The 19,456-nt window shown below is 71.2% G+C and carries 17 protein-coding genes; 16 read left to right on the top strand and 1 reads right to left on the bottom strand.

Annotation, left to right across the window (positions count from 1 at the left end; genetic code table 11):
- Positions 1 to 159 precede the first annotated feature (159 nt).
- From ETAA1_RS28565 to cysN, 7 genes are all read left to right on the top strand, one after another.
- On the top strand, positions 160 to 2,163 hold the full coding sequence (locus ETAA1_RS28565; protein ID WP_145244022.1) for a hypothetical protein: 2,004 nt from the start codon (positions 160 to 162) through the stop codon (positions 2,161 to 2,163).
- 76 nt (positions 2,164 to 2,239) lie between these two features.
- The gene (locus ETAA1_RS28570; RefSeq protein WP_145244023.1) at positions 2,240 to 3,745 is read left to right on the top strand and encodes an FG-GAP repeat domain-containing protein; all 1,506 of its coding nucleotides are present in this window, start codon (positions 2,240 to 2,242) and stop codon (positions 3,743 to 3,745) included.
- Between the two features lie 147 nt (positions 3,746 to 3,892).
- Positions 3,893 to 4,459, top strand: coding sequence for a hypothetical protein (locus ETAA1_RS28575; RefSeq protein WP_145244024.1), 567 nt, complete (start codon positions 3,893 to 3,895; stop codon positions 4,457 to 4,459).
- Positions 4,460 to 4,658: 199 nt separating this feature from the next.
- Positions 4,659 to 5,390: a phosphoadenylyl-sulfate reductase gene (locus tag ETAA1_RS28580; RefSeq protein WP_202920484.1), complete on the top strand. Its 732-nt coding sequence runs from the start codon at positions 4,659 to 4,661 to the stop codon at positions 5,388 to 5,390.
- A gap of 128 nt (positions 5,391 to 5,518) precedes the next feature.
- A complete protein-coding gene (locus tag ETAA1_RS28585; protein WP_145244025.1) occupies positions 5,519 to 5,941 on the top strand; it encodes an RrF2 family transcriptional regulator in 423 nt (140 codons plus the stop codon).
- Between the two features lie 26 nt (positions 5,942 to 5,967).
- Positions 5,968 to 6,885: a sulfate adenylyltransferase subunit CysD gene (gene cysD, locus ETAA1_RS28590; protein ID WP_145244026.1), complete on the top strand. Its 918-nt coding sequence runs from the start codon at positions 5,968 to 5,970 to the stop codon at positions 6,883 to 6,885.
- A gap of 112 nt (positions 6,886 to 6,997) precedes the next feature.
- On the top strand, positions 6,998 to 8,926 hold the full coding sequence (gene cysN / locus ETAA1_RS28595; RefSeq protein WP_145244027.1) for a sulfate adenylyltransferase subunit CysN: 1,929 nt from the start codon (positions 6,998 to 7,000) through the stop codon (positions 8,924 to 8,926).
- A 77-nt stretch (positions 8,927 to 9,003) separates the two neighbouring features.
- Here the strand turns inward: cysN and pckA are convergent, their stop codons facing one another.
- On the bottom strand, positions 9,004 to 10,536 hold the full coding sequence (pckA, locus tag ETAA1_RS28600) for a phosphoenolpyruvate carboxykinase (ATP) (protein ID WP_145244028.1): 1,533 nt from the start codon (positions 10,534 to 10,536) through the stop codon (positions 9,004 to 9,006).
- A gap of 195 nt (positions 10,537 to 10,731) precedes the next feature.
- Between pckA and ETAA1_RS28605 the strand changes: the two genes are divergently transcribed.
- From ETAA1_RS28605 to ETAA1_RS28645, 9 genes are all read left to right on the top strand, one after another.
- The gene (locus ETAA1_RS28605) at positions 10,732 to 11,832 is read left to right on the top strand and encodes a DUF1559 domain-containing protein (protein ID WP_145244797.1); all 1,101 of its coding nucleotides are present in this window, start codon (positions 10,732 to 10,734) and stop codon (positions 11,830 to 11,832) included.
- A gap of 80 nt (positions 11,833 to 11,912) precedes the next feature.
- The gene (locus ETAA1_RS28610; RefSeq protein WP_145244029.1) at positions 11,913 to 12,269 is read left to right on the top strand and encodes a hypothetical protein; all 357 of its coding nucleotides are present in this window, start codon (positions 11,913 to 11,915) and stop codon (positions 12,267 to 12,269) included.
- Between the two features lie 114 nt (positions 12,270 to 12,383).
- Positions 12,384 to 13,574: a bifunctional glutamate N-acetyltransferase/amino-acid acetyltransferase ArgJ gene (argJ, locus tag ETAA1_RS28615; RefSeq protein ID WP_145244030.1), complete on the top strand. Its 1,191-nt coding sequence runs from the start codon at positions 12,384 to 12,386 to the stop codon at positions 13,572 to 13,574.
- A 96-nt stretch (positions 13,575 to 13,670) separates the two neighbouring features.
- A complete protein-coding gene (locus tag ETAA1_RS28620; protein ID WP_145244031.1) occupies positions 13,671 to 14,603 on the top strand; it encodes an ABC transporter ATP-binding protein in 933 nt (310 codons plus the stop codon).
- A gap of 60 nt (positions 14,604 to 14,663) precedes the next feature.
- The gene (locus tag ETAA1_RS28625; protein ID WP_145244032.1) at positions 14,664 to 15,599 is read left to right on the top strand and encodes an ABC transporter permease; all 936 of its coding nucleotides are present in this window, start codon (positions 14,664 to 14,666) and stop codon (positions 15,597 to 15,599) included.
- A gap of 23 nt (positions 15,600 to 15,622) precedes the next feature.
- A complete protein-coding gene (locus ETAA1_RS28630) occupies positions 15,623 to 16,639 on the top strand; it encodes an ABC transporter ATP-binding protein (RefSeq protein ID WP_238389314.1) in 1,017 nt (338 codons plus the stop codon).
- 24 nt (positions 16,640 to 16,663) lie between these two features.
- The gene (locus ETAA1_RS28635; RefSeq protein ID WP_145244034.1) at positions 16,664 to 17,806 is read left to right on the top strand and encodes an ABC transporter permease; all 1,143 of its coding nucleotides are present in this window, start codon (positions 16,664 to 16,666) and stop codon (positions 17,804 to 17,806) included.
- A gap of 97 nt (positions 17,807 to 17,903) precedes the next feature.
- Complete coding sequence (locus tag ETAA1_RS28640; protein ID WP_145244035.1) at positions 17,904 to 18,626, top strand: cytidylate kinase-like family protein; 723 nt, start codon at positions 17,904 to 17,906, stop codon at positions 18,624 to 18,626.
- Positions 18,626 to 19,396 carry a purine-nucleoside phosphorylase gene (locus ETAA1_RS28645; protein ID WP_145244036.1) on the top strand — a complete coding sequence of 257 codons (771 nt, stop codon included), beginning with the start codon at positions 18,626 to 18,628 and terminating at the stop codon, positions 19,394 to 19,396. Before ETAA1_RS28640 ends, ETAA1_RS28645 begins: the two co-directional genes overlap by 1 nt.
- The last annotated feature ends 60 nt before the right edge of the window (positions 19,397 to 19,456 follow it).

Raw genomic sequence — 19,456 nt, forward strand, 5'->3', positions numbered from 1 at the left:
GAGGGCGGTGCCGAATCTTAGGTTACTGCCGCGGCCCGTGTCGCCGCCCGGCGGCCGGGACGACGGACGCGGCCGTTGCCGTGGGGGGAACGCGGTGGGATAATGGGGTCACCTGTCCTCGCGTCCGTTCGCCTCCGTTCTCCGCGGCGGGACTGCCTCATGGCGATCGAGTTCAACTGCCCGCACTGCGCCACCCCGTACAAGCTCAAAGACGAGCTCGCCGGCAAGAAGGCCACGTGCAAGAACCCCGACTGCCGGCAGGTCATCACCATCCCCGCGCCGAAGGCCACCGTCCCGCCGACCGCCGCGCCGTCGCCGGCCAGGCCGAAGCCGCCCGCCCGCAAGCCGCCGGCGCCGAAGCCCGAAGACATCGAGGCCGCCGCCCTCGCCGCCCTCGCCGACGCCCCCAAGGAGCAGCAGCCGGCCGACGCCCCCATCCCGATGACGTGCGCGTTCTGCGACCACAAGTGGTCCGAGTCGCGGGACAAGGCCGGCAAGAACGTCCTGTGCCCGAACCCGGAGTGCCGCGAGCGGAACAAGGTGCCCGTCCCTAAGGACGAGAAGCCGAAGGACTGGCGCGCCGAGGACACCGGCCCGAGCCTCCGCAAGGAGCTGTTCGAGAAGCCGACCGACGTGGTGAGCAGCGGCGGCGGCGGGTACGTCACCCGCAAGTCGATGGAGGAGGCCGGCGCCCTCGACCACGAGCTCGAACCCGTCCCGCTCAAGCGCCGGCTGTTCTACGCCCTGCTCGTGCTCACCCCGGCCGTCGCCCTCGTGTACGGCGTGGTGTGGCTCGTCGGCCGGACGAAGGACGGCCGCGAGGACCGGCTGGTCAACGACGCCATCACCCAGTTCGAGAAGGAAGGCCAGGCAGCCCTCCCACCCGGCGAGGGGCCGCTGTGCGGGGCGCTGCTCTACACCGTCGCCGGGCAGTACGCCCTGACCGAGACGGAGGGGAAGGAGCCGGAGAAGGCGCTGAAGGACGCGCTGGCCCACTTCACGAAGGCCCGCGGCGAGCTCGGCCAGGCCGGGCAGAAGGACGACGCCAAGAAGGGCGGCGGGGCCGTCCGCTACGCCGTCGGCGGCGAGCTCGCCCTGGCCCAGCTCGGCCTCGGCGGGACCGACGAGGAGGTGATCGCGGGTACCCGCTACCGGTGGGTGCCGCAGGCCGCGAGCAACCGCAAGCTCCGCGTCAACGAGAAGACCACGGACGTGCACACCGAGCTGCAGAAGACGCTGCAACTGGTGCTGCCGGCCGACTTCGACTCCCGCCTGGCGCTGGCCCGCCGGCTCACCCGCGAGCTGGTCAAGAAGGGGCAGGTGGACGTCGCCCGGGACCTGCCGACGGTGCTGTTCTCGACGCCCGAACAGGCCGAGGCGAAGGCGGTGGTGGCGCTCGAGGTGTGGCGCGCCGACAAGGCCAGCCCGTTCCCCGCGCAGGCCGCCGACGAGCTGAAGGCGGCGCTGGCGAAGGGGCAGCCGCCCGCCCCGTTCCCGGCGTCGGCGGTGGTGCTGTGGAAGGCCGTCGGCACCGAGAAGGCGCCGACCCTCGGCGTCGACGGCAAGCTCCCGGCGCCGACCGCGACGCTGACGGACAACGCGCGGGCGGTGGTCGTGGGGCTGGCGCTGCTGGACGGCAGGGGAGAAGACGCGGCGGAGGCGGCGCGGCGGACGGGGCCGTTACACGCCCGGATGCGGGCGGCGATTCAGATCGGCGAGTGGACCGGCGACCCGGGCGCGGCGCTGGACGCGGTGATGAGCCAGGTGGTGGTCCCGGCCGGGAAGAAGCCGCCGGACCCGGCCCCGCCGCCGGCGCTGCTGCTGCGGCTGTCGCAGCTGGCGGCCGCGGCCGGGAAGGCGGACGCCGCGAAGCAACTGGCCGACGCCATCCCCGACGAGGGGCTGAAGGCGTGGGCGAAGGCCGACGCCCTGCGGCTGGCGGCGGCGCCGAGTTCGCCGCTGGACGAGTCGGCGTTCGAGGCGCCGGTCGACGCGGCGAAGCAGCGGGCCGGGCACGCGTGGGGCCGGTTCTGGGTGGCGCGGCACAACGCCCGGCTGTCCGGCGACCGGTCGAAGGAGGAGAAGGCGGTGAAGGGCTGGCCCGGCGGCGCGGTCGGCCCGCTCGGCCTCGCGGGGATCGCGCTCGGGCTGCGCGAGCGGTAGCCGACGTGGGGCCGGCTTCCAGCCGGTCGACCGCAGGCCGGCTGGAAGCCGGCCCCACGAATACGAGACCTCTCCCATGCCCCGTCGCCTCGCCGTCCTCGCCGCCCTCGTGCTCGGTTGCGGCACCAAAACGCCGCCGCCCGAGCCGCCCCCCGCGGCGCCGCTGCCGGCCGACGTGGAGGCGCAGGTCCACAACTTCTGCGGCGGCGCGTGCCACGCCTACCCGCCGGCCGACAGCTTCCCGCGCCGCCACTGGCGCGCCGAGGTCGAGCGCGGCTTCCGCTTCTTCGACCAGTCGGGCCTCGCCCTCAGCCCGCCGAAGCTCGGCCACGTCGTCCGCTACTACGAGGAGAAGGCCGCCGACGAGTACCCGGCCGCGAACACGACGCCGACCACCCGGCCGCTGCCGGTCCGGTTCGAGCCCGTCAGCTACCCGCCGCCGCCGGGGCCGCGGCCGATGATCTCGCACGTCCAGGCGGTGCGGCTGCCGCGGCCCGGCGCCGACGCCCCACTCCTGCTCGTCGCCTGCGACATGAACGGCGGCCGCGTGCTCGCGCTGAACCCCGCCGACGCGGCGCCGGCGTGGCGCGTCCTCGGCAAGGTGCCGAACCCGGCCCGCGCCGAGGTCACCGACCTGGACGGCGACGGCGTCGCCGACCTGCTCGTCGCCGACCTCGGCAGCTTCGCCCCCACCGACCGCCGCTGCGGCGGCGTGACGTGGCTGCGCGGCAAGGCCGACGGCTCGTTCGAGGCGGTCGAGCTGCTGAAGAACGTCGGCCGCGTCGCCGACGTGCGGGCCGCCGACTTCCGCGGCACCGGGAAGCGCGACCTGGTGGTCGGCGTCTTCGGGCTGCACTCGACCGGCGAACTCCTGCTGCTGGAGAACCACACCACGGACTGGAAGGCGCCCGTGTTCGCGTCGAAGGTGCTCGACCCGCGGCACGGCACGATCCACGTCCCCGTCACCGACTTGGACGGCGACGGCCGGCCCGACTTCGTCGCGCTCATCGCCCAGGAGCACGAGACCGTGGTGGCGTTCCTCAACCGCGGCGGCGGCGAGTTCCAGAAGCGCACGCTCTATTCCGCCCCGCACCCCGGCTGGGGGAGCAGCGGCGTCGAGCTCCGCGACATCAACGGCGACGGCCGGCTCGACGTGCTCTACACGAACGGCGACATCCTGGACGAGCCGTACCTGTGGAAGCCGTACCACGGCGTGCAGTGGCTGGAGAACATGGGCGACCTGAAGTTCGAGCCGCGCCGCGTCGCCGACATGTACGGCGTCCACAACGCCGTGGCGGGGACGATCGCCGGCGGCCCGCGGCCCGACCTGCTGGCGGTGAGCTTCCTGCCGGCGGACAAGTTCCCCGACCGCGCCGCCCGCAAGGCCGACGCCGTGGTGCTGTTCGAGCAGACGGCCCCCGGCAAGTTCGAGCGGCACGTGCTGGCGAGCGGCACCTGCGACGCGGTCGTGTGCTGCGCCGCCGACCTGTTCGGCACCGGCCGGCTCGACCTGGTCGTCGGCAACTTCAGCTCGCCGACGACGGACCACCCGGTGACGGTGTGGCGGAACCGGGGGAAGTGAGGGCCGCGGCCGCAGGCGGCGGGGGCTGGGCAACCCGCCGCGGCCGGTATCCGCGCTCAACTCCGCAGTTCGTCCTCAACTCCCCCACCCGGACCGGCCGATACCTCCGCTACTCAAGGACGAATCGGTCCGCACGGAGGGGGGAGCATGTCCTGGCTTCGTCGTCATCTGTTGCTGCTCGCCGCCGCCGTGGTGCTCGGCGGGTCGGTCGGCTGCTACCCGCTCGGGATGGGGTTCCTCACGCCGGTCCCGGTGCCGCCGTGGGTCACCGAGCGGATGGAAGAGAAGTACGCCCACCGGAATGACGGCAAGGCGCCGATCATGCCGCCGCTGCGTAACGGCTACCCCGACCCGATCTGCGAGGACCCGCCGACCGACGGCGAGGTGCTCCGGGCCATGCCCCGCGTGCCGCGTGGCAGCCCGTACCTGTACGAGACGTTCCGCGACGACATCGTGATCGTCAAGAACCGCCTCGTGGACAAGATCGACCCGCCGCGGTTCTTCCCGCTCGTGGGCATGGCGCAGCTGCACCACTGCCACTGGGAATGCGTGATCTATTACACCGAGACGGTGCAGTCGGACTACCCGTTCCCGATGAAGGTGAAGAAGCCGCGCACGCAGGTCATCTACATCGACAAGGACCACCTGCACCTGTACGTCGGCCCGAACCCCGAGTCGCAGCGGCAGACGACGCTGGACCTGACCAAGTACTAACGATACCCTCCGTCGCAGTGATGGCGACCACCCCGCCCCGGTCCGCAAGACCGGGGCGGGGGCGTTTTCGGGCCCCCGTTCGGCGTCAATAAATACTGCCAGCCAAAGGGCTTGTGTCACACCCTGACCGCGACCACTTCTTTTCCGCGACTCCAATCCTTACGATGCCGATAAGGGTTCTGTGGAATCGGAGTCGTGGATGGACCCTCTCCTGATGTCGGCCGACGAGATTTCTGCGGCGAACGAGCGCCTCCAGGGTGCGTCCGCCGAGGAGGTGCTGCGCTGGGCCGTGGACCGCTTCCACCCCCGGCTGCTGATGGCGACGGCGTTCGGGGCCGAGGGCTGCTGCCTCATCCACATGCTCGCCGGCATCGAGCCCACGGTCCGGACCATCAACATCGACACCGGCTACCAGTTCGCCGAGACGCTGGAGCTGCGCGAGCGCATCCTCTACCGCTACGGCGTGGCCGTGGAGTACGTCCGCCCGGAACTGACGGTCGCCGAGTACGAGGCGGAGCACGGCGGCCCGCTGTACGAGCTGCGGCCCGACGACTGCTGCCGCGACCGCAAGATTCTGCCGCTCCAGGACGCCGTGAAGGCGATCGCTCCGCTGGCGTGGGTCAGCGCCATCCGCAAGGACCAGACGGCCGACCGCGGCAAGGCCGACGTGGTGGCGTGGGACGCGAAGTTCAACCTGGTGAAGGTGAACCCGCTGCTGGCGTGGTCGAAGAAGGACGTGTGGGCGTTCGTGATGAAGCACGACGTGCCGTACAACCCGCTGCACGACCGGGGCTACCCGAGCATCGGCTGCTACCCCTGCACCCGCGCGGTGAAGGCGGGCGAGGACGACCGCGCCGGCCGGTGGGCCGGCAAGTCGAAGAAGGAGTGCGGCCTGCACGTGATCGAGGTGCAGGACGGGGCGGGCATCTGAGGATTGATGGTTGGTGATTTCGGGATTGATGATTGGGAAGAACAGCCGACCCCTCTCCGGGGGTTCGACGAGGTGCCGCGACCGTGCGTTTCATTCATCAATCCTAATTCATCAATCACCAATACCCCATGCTCTTCTCCGCCAAAGCCGAGTACGCCTGCGTGGCCATGCTGGAGCTGGCGGCGCGGTCGTCCGACCCGCGGCCGGTGCGGCTCGCCGACGTGGCCGACAAGCACGGCATCCCGTCGCGCTTCCTCGTGCAAATCCTGCTCGACCTGAAGCGCGCCGGGCTCGTGGCCAGCACCCGCGGGGCGGCCGGCGGGTACACCCTCGGCCGGTCGGCCGACGAGATCACGCTGTTCGACGTGATCCACGTCATGGACCCGCCCGAGTCGCCGGTGCGGTCCGACGACAAGCTCCAGCCGACGGCGTACGTCCACACCGTGCGGACCGTGTGGGAGAAGATGGTCGAGGCGCAGGAGGGCATCCTGCGGCAGACGACACTCGCCGACCTGGCCGCCCGCAGTGAAGCCGACCAGTACGTGATTTAAGCCGCTTGCGGCGTTGCGAGAGGATTATGAGCGGCAGCTACAACCTGACGCACCTGAAGGTGCTGGAAGCCGAGAGCATCCACATCATCCGCGAGGTCGCGGCCGAGTTCGAGCGGCCGGTGATGCTGTACAGCATCGGCAAGGACTCGGCCGTGATGCTGCGGCTGGCCCAGAAGGCGTTCCACCCCGGCCGGCTGCCGTTCCCGCTGCTGCACGTCGACACGACCTGGAAGTTCCGGGAGATGATCACGTTCCGCGACCGGTTCTGCCGCGAGCAGGGGCTCGACCTGAAGGTGTGGATCAACCAGGAGGGCGTGGCCCAGGGGATCAACCCGTTCGACAGCGGCTCGAAGACGCACACCGACGTGATGAAGACGGTCGCCCTGAAGCAGGCGCTGAACCACTACCAGTACGACGCCGCGTTCGGCGGCGCCCGCCGCGACGAGGAGAAGAGCCGCGCCAAGGAGCGCGTCTACAGCTTCCGCGACAAGCTCCACCAGTGGGACCCCAAGAACCAGCGGCCGGAGCTGTGGAACCTCTACAACGGCCGCGTGAACAAGGGCGAGAGCATCCGCGCCTTCCCGCTCTCGAACTGGACCGAGCTCGACGTGTGGCAGTACGTCCACCTCGAAAACATCCCCATCGTGCCGCTGTACTTCGCGGCCGAGCGGCCGGTGGTGGAGCGCGACGGCACCCTCATCATGGTGGACGACGAGCGGATGGAGAAGCGGCTGCGGCCCGGCGAGGTGCCGCAGTTGAAGCGGGTGCGGTTCCGCACGCTCGGCTGCTACCCGCTGACGGGCGCGATCGAGAGCGCCGCGACGACGCTGCCGGAGATCATCGAGGAGATGCTGCTGGCGAAGAACTCCGAGCGCCAGGGCCGCGTCATCGACCACGACGAGGCCGGGTCGATGGAGCAGAAAAAGCGCGAGGGGTACTTTTAGCGGCTCGGGGCTTTCGCCGCTTGCGGCGTAGCGCTGGGCAGCGCTACGCCGCAAGCGGCGAAAGCCCCGAGCCCCCTTCCATGTGCCCGGTTCCACACGACCCACGACGATCATGCAGACCGCCGACCTGACCCACGAAGACATCCACGCCTACCTGGCCCGCCACCAGCGGAAGGAGCTGCTGCGCCTGCTCACTTGCGGCAGCGTGGACGACGGCAAGAGCACCCTCATCGGCCGGCTCCTCCACGACACCAAGATGATCTACGAGGACCAGCTCGCCGCCGTGAAGCGCGACAGCGAGAAGGTCGGCACCACCGGCGCCGGCGAGATCGACCTCGCGCTGCTCACCGACGGCCTCAAGGCCGAGCGCGAGCAGGGCATCACCATCGACGTGGCCTACCGCTACTTCTCGACCGACCGCCGCAAGTTCATCATCGCCGACACGCCCGGCCACGAGCAGTACACCCGCAACATGGCCACCGGCGCCTCGACGTGCCAGCTGGCCGTGATCCTCATCGACGCCCGCCACGGGGTGCAGACCCAGACCCGCCGGCACTCGTACATCGTGTCGCTGCTCGGCATCCGCCATGTCGTCGTCGCCATCAACAAGATGGATTTGGTGGGTTACTCGCGGGAGGTGTTCGAGCGCATCAAGGACGACTACACCGGCTTCGTCGCCAAGCTCGGGCTGCCGGACATCACCTTCATCCCCATGTCGGCGCTGAAGGGCGACAACGTCGCGTCCAAGAGCGACACGATGCCGTGGTACCACGGCCCGGCGCTGCTGGACCACCTAGAAACCGTCCACATCGCCAGCGACCGCAACCTCACGGACCTGCGCTTCCCGGTGCAGTACGTGATCCGCCCGAACCTCGACTTCCGCGGCTTCGCCGGCACCGTCGCGTCCGGCATCCTGCGCGTCGGCGACGAGGTGACGGCGCTGCCGTCGGGGAAGCGGAGCCGCGTCAAGAGCATCGTCACCTACGACGGTGAGTTGCAGGAGGCGTTCGCGCCGCAGGCGGTGACGGTGACGCTGACCGACGAAGTGGACGTGAGCCGCGGCGACATGCTGGTCCACCCCGACAACCCGCCGCACGTCAGCAGCCAGGTCGAGGCGATGGTGGTGTGGATGGCCGAGCAGCCGCTCGTGCCCGGCCGCACCTACCTGCTGAAGCACACGACGCGGCAGGTGACGGCCGAGGTGTCGGCGTTCCGCCACGGCGTGGACGTGAACACGCTGGAGCACCGGGCCGTGTCGCGGCTCGGGCTGAACGAGGTCGGGCAGGTGCAGCTGAGCCTGACGCGGCCGCTGGCGTGCGACCCGTACCGCACCAACGCCGCGACCGGGGCGTTTATCCTCATCGACCGGGTGGCGAACACCACCGTCGGCGCCGGCATGATCCTGGAGGCCGGCGCCGTGCGCCACGCCGAGCCGGTGGCAACGGCGAAGGGCCGCGAGAGCCTGATCGCGCCGGCCGAGCGCGAGGCGCGGTTCGGGCAGAAGCCGGTGACGGTGCTGCTGGTCGGCCTCACCGGCAGCGGCAAGAGCCGCATCGCCTACGCGCTGGAGCGCCGCCTGTGGGACGAGGGCCGCGCGGTGACGGTGCTGTACGGCCAGAACATGCGGCAGGGGCTCAACCGCGACCTGGGTTTCACCGCCGACGACCGCTCCGAGAACCTGCGCCGCTCGGCCGAGGTGGCGAAGCTGATGAACGACGCCGGCGTCATCACGGTGGCGGCGTTCGTGGCCCCGCACGAGGCGGTGCGCGAGAAGGCGAAGGAGCTGATCGGCCGGGACCGCGTGCTGGAAGTGTACTGCACGGCGCCGATGGACGTGCTGCGGGCGCGCGACGCGAGCGGCGCCTACCGCCTGGCGGACGAGGGGAAGATCGCCCAGATGCCGGGCGTGACGGCGGCGTTCGAGGAGCCGGCGGCCCCGGACCTGGTGCTGGCGACGGACCAGATCGGCGTGGAGGACAGCGTCGGCCGCATCGTGGCGCTGTTGAAGGAGCGCGGCTACCTCGGCGAGCAGCCGGCGTAAGCCGGCTGCTCCTGACCCACAGGTCGTCCGGATCGCGGTCCCCCCGCCGGGTCTTCCCCGACGGCGGTCCGCCCCCCTCACCCCGCGTGCTTCGCCGCCTCGTCGCGGAACCGCCCGGCGAGCATCGCCGCCTGTCGGTCGTATGCCGCCGCATCCGCCCACGCCCGGCGCGGCTGGAGTACCGCGTCCGGCACGCCCTCGCAGCGCACCGGCACCGACAGGCCGAACGCCGGGTCCGCCTCGAACGGCACGTCCGCCAGCGCTCCTGTGAGCGCCGCCTTTAGCAGCGCCCGCGTGTGCGCCAGCGACATCCGCGACCCGACCCCGTGCGGGCCGCCCGTCCAGCCGGTGTTCACCAGCCACACCGGCGCCGCGTGCGCCTCCAGCTTCGCCCGCAAGAGCTCCGCGTACCGCTTCGGCGGCAGCGGCAGGAACGGCTTCCCGAAGCACGTGCTGAACTCCGGCGTCGGCTCCTTCACGCCGGCTTCCGTGCCCGCCACCTTCGCCGTGTAGCCGCACAGGAAGTAGTCCATCGCCTGCGCCGGCGTCAGCCGCGATAGCGGCGGCAGCACGCCGAACGCGTCGCACGTCAGGAAGAACACGTTCCGCGGGTGGCCGCCGCGGCCCGACAGCTCGCAGTTGGGAATGAAGTCCACCGGGTACGCCGCCCGCGTGTTCTCCGTCAGCGCCTGGCTGGCGTAGTCGGGCTGGTGCGTCGTCGGGTCCAGCGGCACGTTCTCCAGCACCGCGCCGAAGCGGATCGCGTCGTAAATCTGCGGCTCGCCGGCGCGGGTGAGGTTGATCGTCTTCGCGTAGCAGCCGCCCTCGATGTTGAACACACCGTCGGCGGCCCAGCCGTGCTCGTCGTCGCCGATCAGGCGGCGGTCGGGGTCGGCGCTCAGCGTCGTCTTGCCGGTGCCGCTCAGGCCGAAGAACAGGGCCACGTCGCCGCCCGCGCCGACGTTCGCCGAGCAGTGCATGCTCAGCACGCCGGCCTCGGGCAGCACGAAGTTCATCACGGTGAAGATGGCCTTCTTGATCTCGCCGGCGTAGTGCGTGCCGGCCACCAGCACCAGCTTGCGGGTGAAATCGAGGGCCACGACCGCGTCCGAGTTGGTGCCGTCGGCGGCGGGGTCGAACGTCAGCCCGGCGGCGTGGAGGATCGTCCACTCGGGCGCGAAGCCGGTGAGATCGCCGGGGCCGGGGCGGAGGAACAGGCAGTTCGCGAACAGGGCGTGCCACGCGCGCTCGGTGACGACGCGCAGCGGCAGCCGGTGCGCGGGGTGGGCGGCGGCGAACCCGTCGAAGACGAAGAGCTCGCGGTTCTGGAGGTAGGCGCGGGCGTGGTCCACGAGGCGCGCGAACCGCTCCGGCTCCATCGGCTTGTTCGCGGCCCAGTCCACGCGCGGGCCGGTGATCTCGTCGCGGACGGTGAACTTGTCCTTGGGGCTGCGGCCGGTGCGGGCGCCGGTGCGGGCGGCGAACGCACCCGGGGCGGCGAGCTCCCCCTCGCCGCGGCGCACGGCGTGCTCGACGAGCGCCGCGGCCGGCAGGTTGGCCCACACCCGGCCGGGGTTGGCCAACGCGAATCCGGCGGACGAACCGACCATTCCACGCTCCGAGGGTTCAATCGGGGAGGGCACGGTCACTATAGCGGCGACCGCGGCCGGGGGCGGGCCGGGCGAACATTCTCCGCGCCTACGCGCGTCGTTCACAGAATCCACACACCGGCCCACCAAACTATGTGTGACCGAATGTTGCAATCCACCGCCGGTTCGCCCCGGCACCCGCCAGAGGTCTCGTAGATGAAGCAGGCTCTGTCCTACTTCCGTCGCACTCGTCGGTCCGCGTTCACGCTGATCGAGTTGCTGGTCGTCATCGCCATCATCGCCATCCTGATCGGGCTGCTGCTGCCGGCCGTGCAGAAGGTCCGCGAGGCGGCCGCCCGGAGCACCTGTTCGAACAACATCAAGCAGATGGCCCTCGGCATCCACAACTACGAGTCCACCTACGGGGTGATGCCCTCGGTCGGGCAGTGCGAGTCGGGCAACTCGACCACGTACACCGTCCACGGCTGGTCGGTGCTCATCCTGCCGTACATCGAGCAGAACGCCGTCTACAACCTGTTCGACGTGAACTACAACCACTTCGCCGACGCGAACTACCGGAACGCCACCCTGAACGCGAAGTCGCGGGGGCGGGCCTACGACGACCCCGCCCACCCGAACGGGTTCCTCGCGGCGCAGACGAAGATCAAGACCTACGTGTGCCCGAGCACGCCGATCTCCAACGAGAGCCGCGACCCGGTCGACCAGACCGGCGGGATCGACTACATGGCCGCGGCGTTGAGCGACATCATCACGAACCCGGCGAGCGGGATCGTCGGCACCCGCGGGGGCGTCGCCGACCGGGTCGCCGGCGCGATGAACTGCGAGGGCCGGACGATCAACGCGATTCAGGACGGGTCGTCGAACACGATCCTGCTGATCGAGGACGCCGGCCGGGCTTTCCCGACCATCCTCCCCTACGGCGCCGGGTCCACGCGGTTCTCGGCCATGAACACCCCGAGCCGGCCGGTCAACAACCCCACCACGAACAACCGCCGGGTGTTCGCCTGGGCCGACCCGGACGCCGCCACGAACGGCGTGAGCGGCCCCAGCCTCCAGACCGGCGGGGCCGGGCAGGCCCGGATTAACAACAACGCCAACCCGATCGGCGGGGGCACGGTGTGCCCGTGGCAGACCAACAACTGCGGGCCGAACGACGAGCCGTTCTCGTTCCACACCGGCGGGTGCATGGCCGCCATGGGCGACGGCTCGGTCCGCTTCCTCCGCGACACGATCCCGGCCGTCACCCTGAAGTTCATCGTCGGGGCCGAGGACGGCCAGACGATCAGCCTCGACTGACCGGGGCCGCCCCGATCACACCCGCGGGCCGGCAGGTGCCGGCCCGCGGCCGTTTCCCTCCACGCTCCGGATCCCCCACCATGACTTCACGCCTTCTCGTCCCGTTCGCCCTGACCGTCGCCGTTCTTACCGGGTGCTCGTCGACCCCGGCCCAGCGGGCCGAGCCGTCGGAGGTAAAGGGCATCCTTCTGCTCCCGAACGGCCAGCCGGCCAAGGATGTCACGCTCGTCTTCCTGGCCACCTCCACCGAGCAGATGGGTGGGGCGGCGGTCATTCAGGCCGACGGCAAGTTCACGGCCCGGCTCAACACCGGCAAGTACACCTACGTGATGGAAGGGAAGAACGCCCTGCCCAAGTACACGGCCAACAAGCCGGAGCACTCCGTGGAGATTCCCAGCGGCGGCACCCAGAACCTGACCATCAAGCTCGAAAACTGACGCCGCTTGCCCCGTTTGCCCGACCGGAACCGCTCGCGCCGCCGCGGGCCGTTCCGGTCGCACCTTTCCGCCGGCCGCTTCCGGCCGGTTGACCCCGCGAGTACCATAGCCGGTATGAGCGACTGGCACCTGGCCCGCGGGTTCCGCTACGCCGGCGTCGTGAGCGGCCTCCGCTCCGAACCGAACCGCCGCGACATCGCCGTCATCGTGTCCGACGCCCCCGCCGCGGCCGCCGGCGTGTTCACCCAGAACCGCGTCTGCGCCGCCCCCGTCCACGTCAGCCGGGAGCGCCTCCCCCGGGCCGACGCCCGCGCCGTGGTGGTCTGCTCCGGCAACGCCAACGCCTGCACCGGCGAGCAGGGCATGGCCGACGCCCGCCGCATGACCGAGCTCGTGGCCCGCGACCTGGGCTGCCAGCCCGAGCAGGTGCTCGTCGCCAGTACCGGCGTGATCGGCCGCCCGCTGCCGATGCCGATCCTGGAAGCCGGCATCCCGAAGGCCGTGGTCGCCGCCGCCCCCGGCCGCGACGCGCTGAACGACGCGGCGCACGCGATCCTCACCACCGACACCGGCATCAAGGTCGCCACCCGCGTGCTGGAGTTGCCCGGCGGCGCGGTCACGATCACCGGCTTCGCCAAGGGTGCGGCGATGATCGGCCCGAACCTCGCCACCATGCTCGGGTTCGTCCTCACGGACGCCGCCGTGGCCCCCGCCGACCTGCACGCCATGCTCAAGGGCGCGTGCGAGACGACGTTCAACTGCGTCAGCGTGGAAGGGCACACGAGCACGAACGACACCGTGTTCCTGCTGGCGAACGGCACCGGCGCGCCGCTCGCCGGGCACGACCTGGCGACGTTCCGCGACGCGGTCGGCGGCGTGTGCGCCGAGCTGGCCCGCAAGATCGCCATCGACGCGGAGGGGGCGAACCACCTCATCACGATCGACGTGGAGGGCTGCCGCACCGACGCCGAGGCGAAGCAGATCGCCAAGACGGTCGCGGAGAGCGCCCTGGTGAAGACGGCGGTGTTCGGCCACGACCCGAACTGGGGCCGCGTCGTGTCCGCGGCCGGCTACTCGGGCGTGACGTTCGACGAGAAGGACCTGTCGCTGTGGATGGGCGACATGCTGCTGTACCGCGCCGGCACGCCGCTGCCGTTCGACGCCGCGGCCGCGTCCGGGTACCTGAAGCACAACCGCGACGTGCACTTCAAGCTCCGCCTGACGCACGGCCCCGGCCGCTGCACGTTCCACACCTGCGACCTGACCTACGAGTACGTGAAGCTGAACGCGGACTACACGACCTGAGGCGTCATTCGTCATTCGTCATTCGTCATTCGGGGGCTGATCGGCACGCCGGCCTTCCCGAATGACGAATGACGAATGACGAATGACGAATGACGAATGACGCCGCTCCTGGAGCTTGAGGGGCTGACAAGAACCTTCGGCAGCTTCACCGCGCTGCACGGCATCACGCTGTCGCTGCCGCCGGGGCGCGTCGGGCTGCTCGGGCCGAACGGCGCCGGCAAGAGCACGCTCCTCAAGATTCTGATGGGGCTCATCCCCCCCACGTCCGGCCGCGGCCGCGTCTTCGACCAGGAGCTCGGCGGCGACCGCGACAGTGCCGGCAACTGGCGCCTCCGCCGCCTCATCGGCTTCATGCCGGAAGCCGACGCCCTCGTGCCCGGCCTCACCGGCGTCGAGTACGTGACGCTCGCGGGCGAGCTGTACGGCATGCCGCGCCGCGAGGCCCAGCGGCGGGCGCACGAGGTGCTGTCGTTCCTGGAACTGGAAGAGGCGCGGTATCGGCGTGTGGAAGAGTACTCGGCCGGGATGAAGCAGCGGGTCAAACTCGCACAGGCGATCGTCCACGACCCGCCGGTGCTGTTGCTGGACGAGCCGACGAGCGGCCTCGACCCGGCCGGCCGCGACGCCATGCTGCGGCTGGTCCAGGCGCTCGGCGCCGACCACGGCAAGTCGGTGATCCTTTCGACGCACCTGCTGGCGGACGTGGAGGCGGTGTGCGAGCGGGTGGTGATCGTGGCCGGCGGCCGGGTGCGGCGCGTCGGCACCGTCGCCGAGCTGTGCGGCCGGCGCGACGACCACTACCGCGTCCGCGTGGACGGCGACCCGGCCGGGTTCCGCGACGACCTGTTGACGGAGGGCGTGCAGCTGCTCGGCGAGGTCGGCCCCGGCGAGTGGCGGGTGAGCGTGCCGCGCGGGTGGACGAACCTGGCGTTCTTCAAGCTCGCCGAGGTGAACGGCGTCACCGTCCGGTCGCTGACCCGCGACGACGAGACGCTGGAGGAGCTGTTCCTGCGGACGGTGAGTAGTTGAATCGCCGCTTGCGGCGTTGCGGCGTAGACCCCGCTACGCCGCAAGCGGCATGGGAACCCGATGCCCGCGCAAACCGACACTCTGCTCCGCTACCGCCCCTGGCGCGGCACCCTGCGCGGCCCCGGCTGGGCGGCGCTGGCGATGGCCCGCTCGTCGCTGCTGCTGATGGCGCGCCGCCGGCTGTACTGGGGGCTGTTCGCGCTCGTGCTCCTGGTCTTCTTCTTCTTCTTCTACGGCCAGTACCTCGTCGCCTGGATCCCGGGCCAGGTCGGCGACAGCGTCCTCGTCGCCGGCGTGAAGGTGCCGGTGACCAACTTCACCAAGTTCCTCGAACGGCTGAACCTGAACGGCACCGCCCACACGTTCGGCAACCTGTTCTGGTTCGAGGGGTACGTCGTCGTCATCCTGCTGGCCCTGGCCGGCTCCGTCCTGGTCGGTAACGACTTTCACCACGGCAGCCTGCCGTTCTACCTCGCCAAGCCGATCGGCCGCTGGCACTACGTGCTGGGGAAGTGCCTCGGCATCGGCGCCGTCATCAACCTGGCGACCACCGCCCCCGCGGTCGTGCTCTGGCTGGAGGCCGGGCTGCTGAACGACTGGAAGACGTACTACCTGGACAACCTGAACCTGCTCGCCGGCGTCCTCGGCTACGGGCTGGTTCTCACGGTATGCTTGAGCCTGTTGGTGGTGGCCACGGCGGTGTGGGTGCGGCAGACGGTCCCGATGGTGATGGTGTGGATGGGCGTGTTCGTGCTCATGCGGATGCTGGCCGGGTGGGTCGTGGACGGCCTCCGCGCCGACCCGGAGTGGCGGCTCCTCGACCTGTGGAACAACCTGTACCTGGTCGGCATGTGGTGCCTCCAGGTGGACCCGGCGACGGTGCGGCCGCAGCCGCAGCCGGCGTACTGGCAGGCGGCGGCGGTGGTGGTCGGCGTGTGCGTCGGGTGCTGCCTCTACCTGCGGCGGCGGGTGCAGGCGGTCGAAGTCATCGGCTGAGGTGCGGCATGCGGAGCGCGGAATTGAAGACCCGGCGAGCGGCGGGCGTTAGCCCGCTGTTACCCGACGAGGCGGGAAAACCGGGGGCTGACGCCCCCGGCTCGCCGCTCTTGCTCTTTGAGCAGGCGTCGAAGTGGTACGGCTCCGTGCTGGCGCTGAACCAGGTGACGCTCGAACTCACCGGCGGCATCACCGGCCTGGTCGGCGCCAACGGCGCCGGCAAGAGCACCCTGCTCCGCCTCGCCACCGGCCAGTTGCGGCCGACGCTCGGGCGCGTCTCGATCCGCGGCACCGACGCCTGGGACTGGCGCGCCCGCCGGCTGGTCGGCTACTGCCCCGACGCCGACGCCTTCTACGAGGACATGACCGGCCGCGGCTTCGTGCTGGTGATGGCCCGCCTGTGCGGGTACGACCGCCGGGAGGCGCGCCGCCGCACCGAAGCGGTGCTGACCCTCGTCGGCATGGCCGACCGCGCCGACCGCCGCATCGCCGGCTACTCGAAGGGCATGCGCCAGCGCATCAAGCTGGCGCAGGCGCTGCTCCACGACCCGGCGCTGCTCGTCCTCGACGAACCGCTGTCCGGCATCGACCCGATCGGCCGGCAGGAGTTGCTCGACCTGTTCCAGCGGCTCGCCGCCCAGGGGAAGTGCCTGCTCATCTCCAGCCACGAACTCGAAGCGCTGGAGAAGCTGACGAACCACGTCGTGATCATGGCCCGCGGCCGGGTCGCCGCCGTCGGCACGCTGCCGCAGATCCGGGAGCTGCTCGACGACCACCCGGTGTCGGTGCGCATCGACGTGGACGTGGCCCGCGAGGTGGCCCGGCGGCTGCTCGACCTGCCGGACGTGCTCGGCGTCGAGGTGGTGGCCGGCGCCGACGGCCCGGGGCTGGTGGTGAAGGCGCGGAACCCGAAGCGGTTCTTCCCGGCGGTGGGCCGCGTGCTGATCGAGGAGCACGCCGAGGTGCGGCGGCTGGAGCCGCTGGACGAGTCGGCGCACGCCATCCTGGGGTACCTGCTCGGCGGCAGCGGACGAACCTGATTGATGATTGCGGATTTCGGATTGATGAATGACGAACGCCGGGCCGTCCCCACGGGTGGAATTGTGATGCCGATCGATGCCGCCCAATCATCAATCGTCGATCATCAATCATCAATCCCCCCCCGCCCGTCCCCGCTGGTCGGCTTCTTCGTCCTCGTCGCCCACTCGTTCCGCCGCCACTGGCGCGTCCGGCAGATGGGCTGGGTCAGCATCGGGCTCCTCAGCCTCACGGTGGCGTGGGTCGCGGCCGTCACCCTCAGCGCCGCCGGGTGGCGGCTCGAAGACCGTCGCAGCCGGCGCTTCGGGGGGTTGTCGCACCGCGAGTACGCGGAGCAGCTGCGGCCGGCCGCCCGGTACAAGGCGCTCGACGCCGACCTGCGGGACGCCGTGCCGTCGCGCCACAGCTCCCGGCCGCCGGAGTCCGCCCCGGTGCGGCTGCCGCACCCGGGCGAGACGCCGACGCCGCTCGACCCCACCGCCGACGCCCTCCGCTCGCTCGTCCTGTCGGTGCCGGCGGCGGTGCTCGCGTCGGAGAAGTTCACCCACGACTGGGCGTTCACGAACTTCACCCGGAGCGTGCCGCTCGGGGCGTTCGTCGGGTTCGTGCTGCCGCTGTTCACGCTGGCGTTCGCCAGCGGGGCGCTCGGCACCGAGCGCGAGAGCCGGTCGCTGGTGTGGCTGCTGACGCGCCCCCAGCCCCGCCCCGCGATCTACGTGGCAACGTTCCTGGGGGCACTGCCGTGGTGCCTGCTGTTCGGCGTGGGCGGGTTCGCGGCCCTGTGCCTGGCCGGCGGCGACCTGGGGCGGGAGGCGTTCACCCGGTTCTGGCCCGCGGCCGTGGGCGGCACCGCGGCCTTCGCGGCGCTGTTCCACCTGGTCGGGGCGACGTTCCGCCGGCCGGTGGTCGTCGGGTTGGTTTATGTCTTCTTTTTCGAGGCGCTGGTCGCGCTGCTGCCGGGAAGTTTGAAGTTGCTGAGCTTGAGCTTCTACGCCCGGTCGTTGATCTATAATGATGCGGTCGACGCGGGCTACCCGGCGGCGGCGCTGGAGGTGCCCGAGGCGGTGTCGGCCGGGACCGCGTGGGCGGTGCTGGCGACGGCCACGTTGGCACTCCTGGCCCTCGGGGCATGGCGGTTCGGGCGTGCGGAGTACCGCGACGATGTCTAGGCGAACGGCCGGCGTCAGCCGGCTGGTGGCGAGCCCAACGACCTGGGACAACGACCAGCCGGCTGACGCCGGCCGTTCGCCGGTACAGAGGTGAGCGATGCCGGCCTCTCCTGACGCGACGGCGATGAACGAGGTTCCGGTCCACGGGTTCCGGGGCGACGCGACCGACGACGGGCCGGCGGCACGGCCGCGCGGGCTCACCGTCGCCGTCAGCCGCGAGGCCGGCGCCCGCGGCACCACCCTCGCCCGCAAGGTCGGCGAGCTCCTCGGCTGGCAGGTGTTCGACCAGGACCACCTCGACTACCTGCAGATGAACGACGGCGAGCGCGACCAACTCCTCGCCGACATCCCGGCGTCGGCGAAGGCCTGGGCCGACGCCCACCTCGCCCGGTTGCAACAGGCCCGCCGGATCGAGACCGACGACGACACCGCCCGGCTCTACCGGCTGCTGTTCGCCGTGGCCGCGCGGGGCGACGCGGTCCTCGTCGGCCGGGCCGCCGGGCACCTGTTGCCGGTCGAATCGACGCTCCACGTCCGCGTCGCGGCGCCGCTGAACACCCGCGTCGCGTACCTCGCGCAGACGCTCCGGCTGACCCGCGACGAGGCCGCGGAAGAGGTGCGTCGGCGCGACGCGGGGCGGGCCCAGTTCGTGGCCCGCACCGTGTTCCTCGACGCCACCGACCTGTCCGGCTACGACCTCGTGGTGAACCCGGTCCGGCTCGGGCTCGAGGCCGCGGCGCAGCTGGTCGGCTGGGCGGTGCGGGTGAAGCAGCAGTTCGCCGAGTTCCGGGCCGACCGCACCGACCCGGACGCCGGTTGATGCCCGACTACACCGCGTTTGCCGCCGCCGCCCGCGCGCTCGCCCCCCGGGCGGCCGTCGTGCTGGGCTCCGGCCTCGGCGGCGTCGTCACCGCCTTCCGCGAGCACGTCAGTATTCCGTTCGGTGACGTGCCCGGGCTCGTGCCGCCGACGGTGAGCGGCCACGGCGGCCGACTCGCACTCGGCGAGTGGGGCGCGGAGCCGGCGCTGGTCTTCTTCGGCCGGTTGCACTTCTACGAAGGTCACCCGTGGGGCGTGGTGTGCGGCCCGGCCCGGGTCGCCGCCGAGCTCGGCGCGCGGGCGTTCATCCAGACGAACGCCGTCGGCGGGATTCATCCGTCGCTCGGCCCCGGCAGCCTGATGGGGGTGGCGAAGCACCTCACACTACTCGACGGCTCCGCGTGGCGGACGCCGGTCGCGGCATCGCCGTACTCGCCGCGGCTGCTCGACGTACTCGCCACGGCCAAGGCGGCCCGGGGGCGCACGCTGCTGACCGGCACGTACGCGGCCCTGACCGGCCCGAGCTACGAGACGCCGGCCGAGATCCGGGCGCTGGCGGCGATGGGCGCCGACGTGGTGGGGATGTCCACGGCGCGCGAGGCGGAGGCGGCGGCGGCGCTGGGGCTGGAGGCGGCGGCGGTGTCGTGTGTGACGAACCACGCGGCCGGGATCGGCGGCGAACCGCTCGACCACGCCGAGGTGGTCCGCAACGCCCTGCTGGCGGCGGACCGCCTCGCGGCCCTGCTGGGGGCGGCGGTCGCGGCGGTGTGAGTTCCGACCGGCCGCCGACGGTTCCGACATTTCGGACGGATTCCCGATTGCACCATCGTT

Source organism: Urbifossiella limnaea, assembly GCF_007747215.1.
Classification (GTDB): domain Bacteria; phylum Planctomycetota; class Planctomycetia; order Gemmatales; family Gemmataceae; genus Urbifossiella; species Urbifossiella limnaea.

Excerpts from the sequence above, each read along its gene's own strand:
- pckA (WP_145244028.1), bottom strand. The coding sequence starts at position 10,536 with ATGGTCGGTTCGTCCGCCGGATTCGCGTTGGCCAACCCCGGCCGGGTG.
- ETAA1_RS28635 (WP_145244034.1), top strand. The coding sequence starts at position 16,664 with ATGAATGACGAACGCCGGGCCGTCCCCACGGGTGGAATTGTGATGCCG.
- cysD (WP_145244026.1), top strand. The coding sequence starts at position 5,968 with ATGAGCGGCAGCTACAACCTGACGCACCTGAAGGTGCTGGAAGCCGAG.
- argJ (WP_145244030.1), top strand. The coding sequence starts at position 12,384 with ATGAGCGACTGGCACCTGGCCCGCGGGTTCCGCTACGCCGGCGTCGTG.
- ETAA1_RS28640 (WP_145244035.1), top strand. The coding sequence starts at position 17,904 with ATGCCGGCCTCTCCTGACGCGACGGCGATGAACGAGGTTCCGGTCCAC.
- ETAA1_RS28570 (WP_145244023.1), top strand. The coding sequence starts at position 2,240 with ATGCCCCGTCGCCTCGCCGTCCTCGCCGCCCTCGTGCTCGGTTGCGGC.
- ETAA1_RS28610 (WP_145244029.1), top strand. The coding sequence starts at position 11,913 with ATGACTTCACGCCTTCTCGTCCCGTTCGCCCTGACCGTCGCCGTTCTT.
- ETAA1_RS28605 (WP_145244797.1), top strand. The coding sequence starts at position 10,732 with ATGAAGCAGGCTCTGTCCTACTTCCGTCGCACTCGTCGGTCCGCGTTC.
- ETAA1_RS28585 (WP_145244025.1), top strand. The coding sequence starts at position 5,519 with ATGCTCTTCTCCGCCAAAGCCGAGTACGCCTGCGTGGCCATGCTGGAG.
- ETAA1_RS28575 (WP_145244024.1), top strand. The coding sequence starts at position 3,893 with ATGTCCTGGCTTCGTCGTCATCTGTTGCTGCTCGCCGCCGCCGTGGTG.
- ETAA1_RS28620 (WP_145244031.1), top strand. The coding sequence starts at position 13,671 with ATGACGCCGCTCCTGGAGCTTGAGGGGCTGACAAGAACCTTCGGCAGC.
- ETAA1_RS28625 (WP_145244032.1), top strand. The coding sequence starts at position 14,664 with ATGCCCGCGCAAACCGACACTCTGCTCCGCTACCGCCCCTGGCGCGGC.
- ETAA1_RS28580 (WP_202920484.1), top strand. The coding sequence starts at position 4,659 with ATGGACCCTCTCCTGATGTCGGCCGACGAGATTTCTGCGGCGAACGAG.
- ETAA1_RS28565 (WP_145244022.1), top strand. The coding sequence starts at position 160 with ATGGCGATCGAGTTCAACTGCCCGCACTGCGCCACCCCGTACAAGCTC.
- cysN (WP_145244027.1), top strand. The coding sequence starts at position 6,998 with ATGCAGACCGCCGACCTGACCCACGAAGACATCCACGCCTACCTGGCC.
- ETAA1_RS28645 (WP_145244036.1), top strand. The coding sequence starts at position 18,626 with ATGCCCGACTACACCGCGTTTGCCGCCGCCGCCCGCGCGCTCGCCCCC.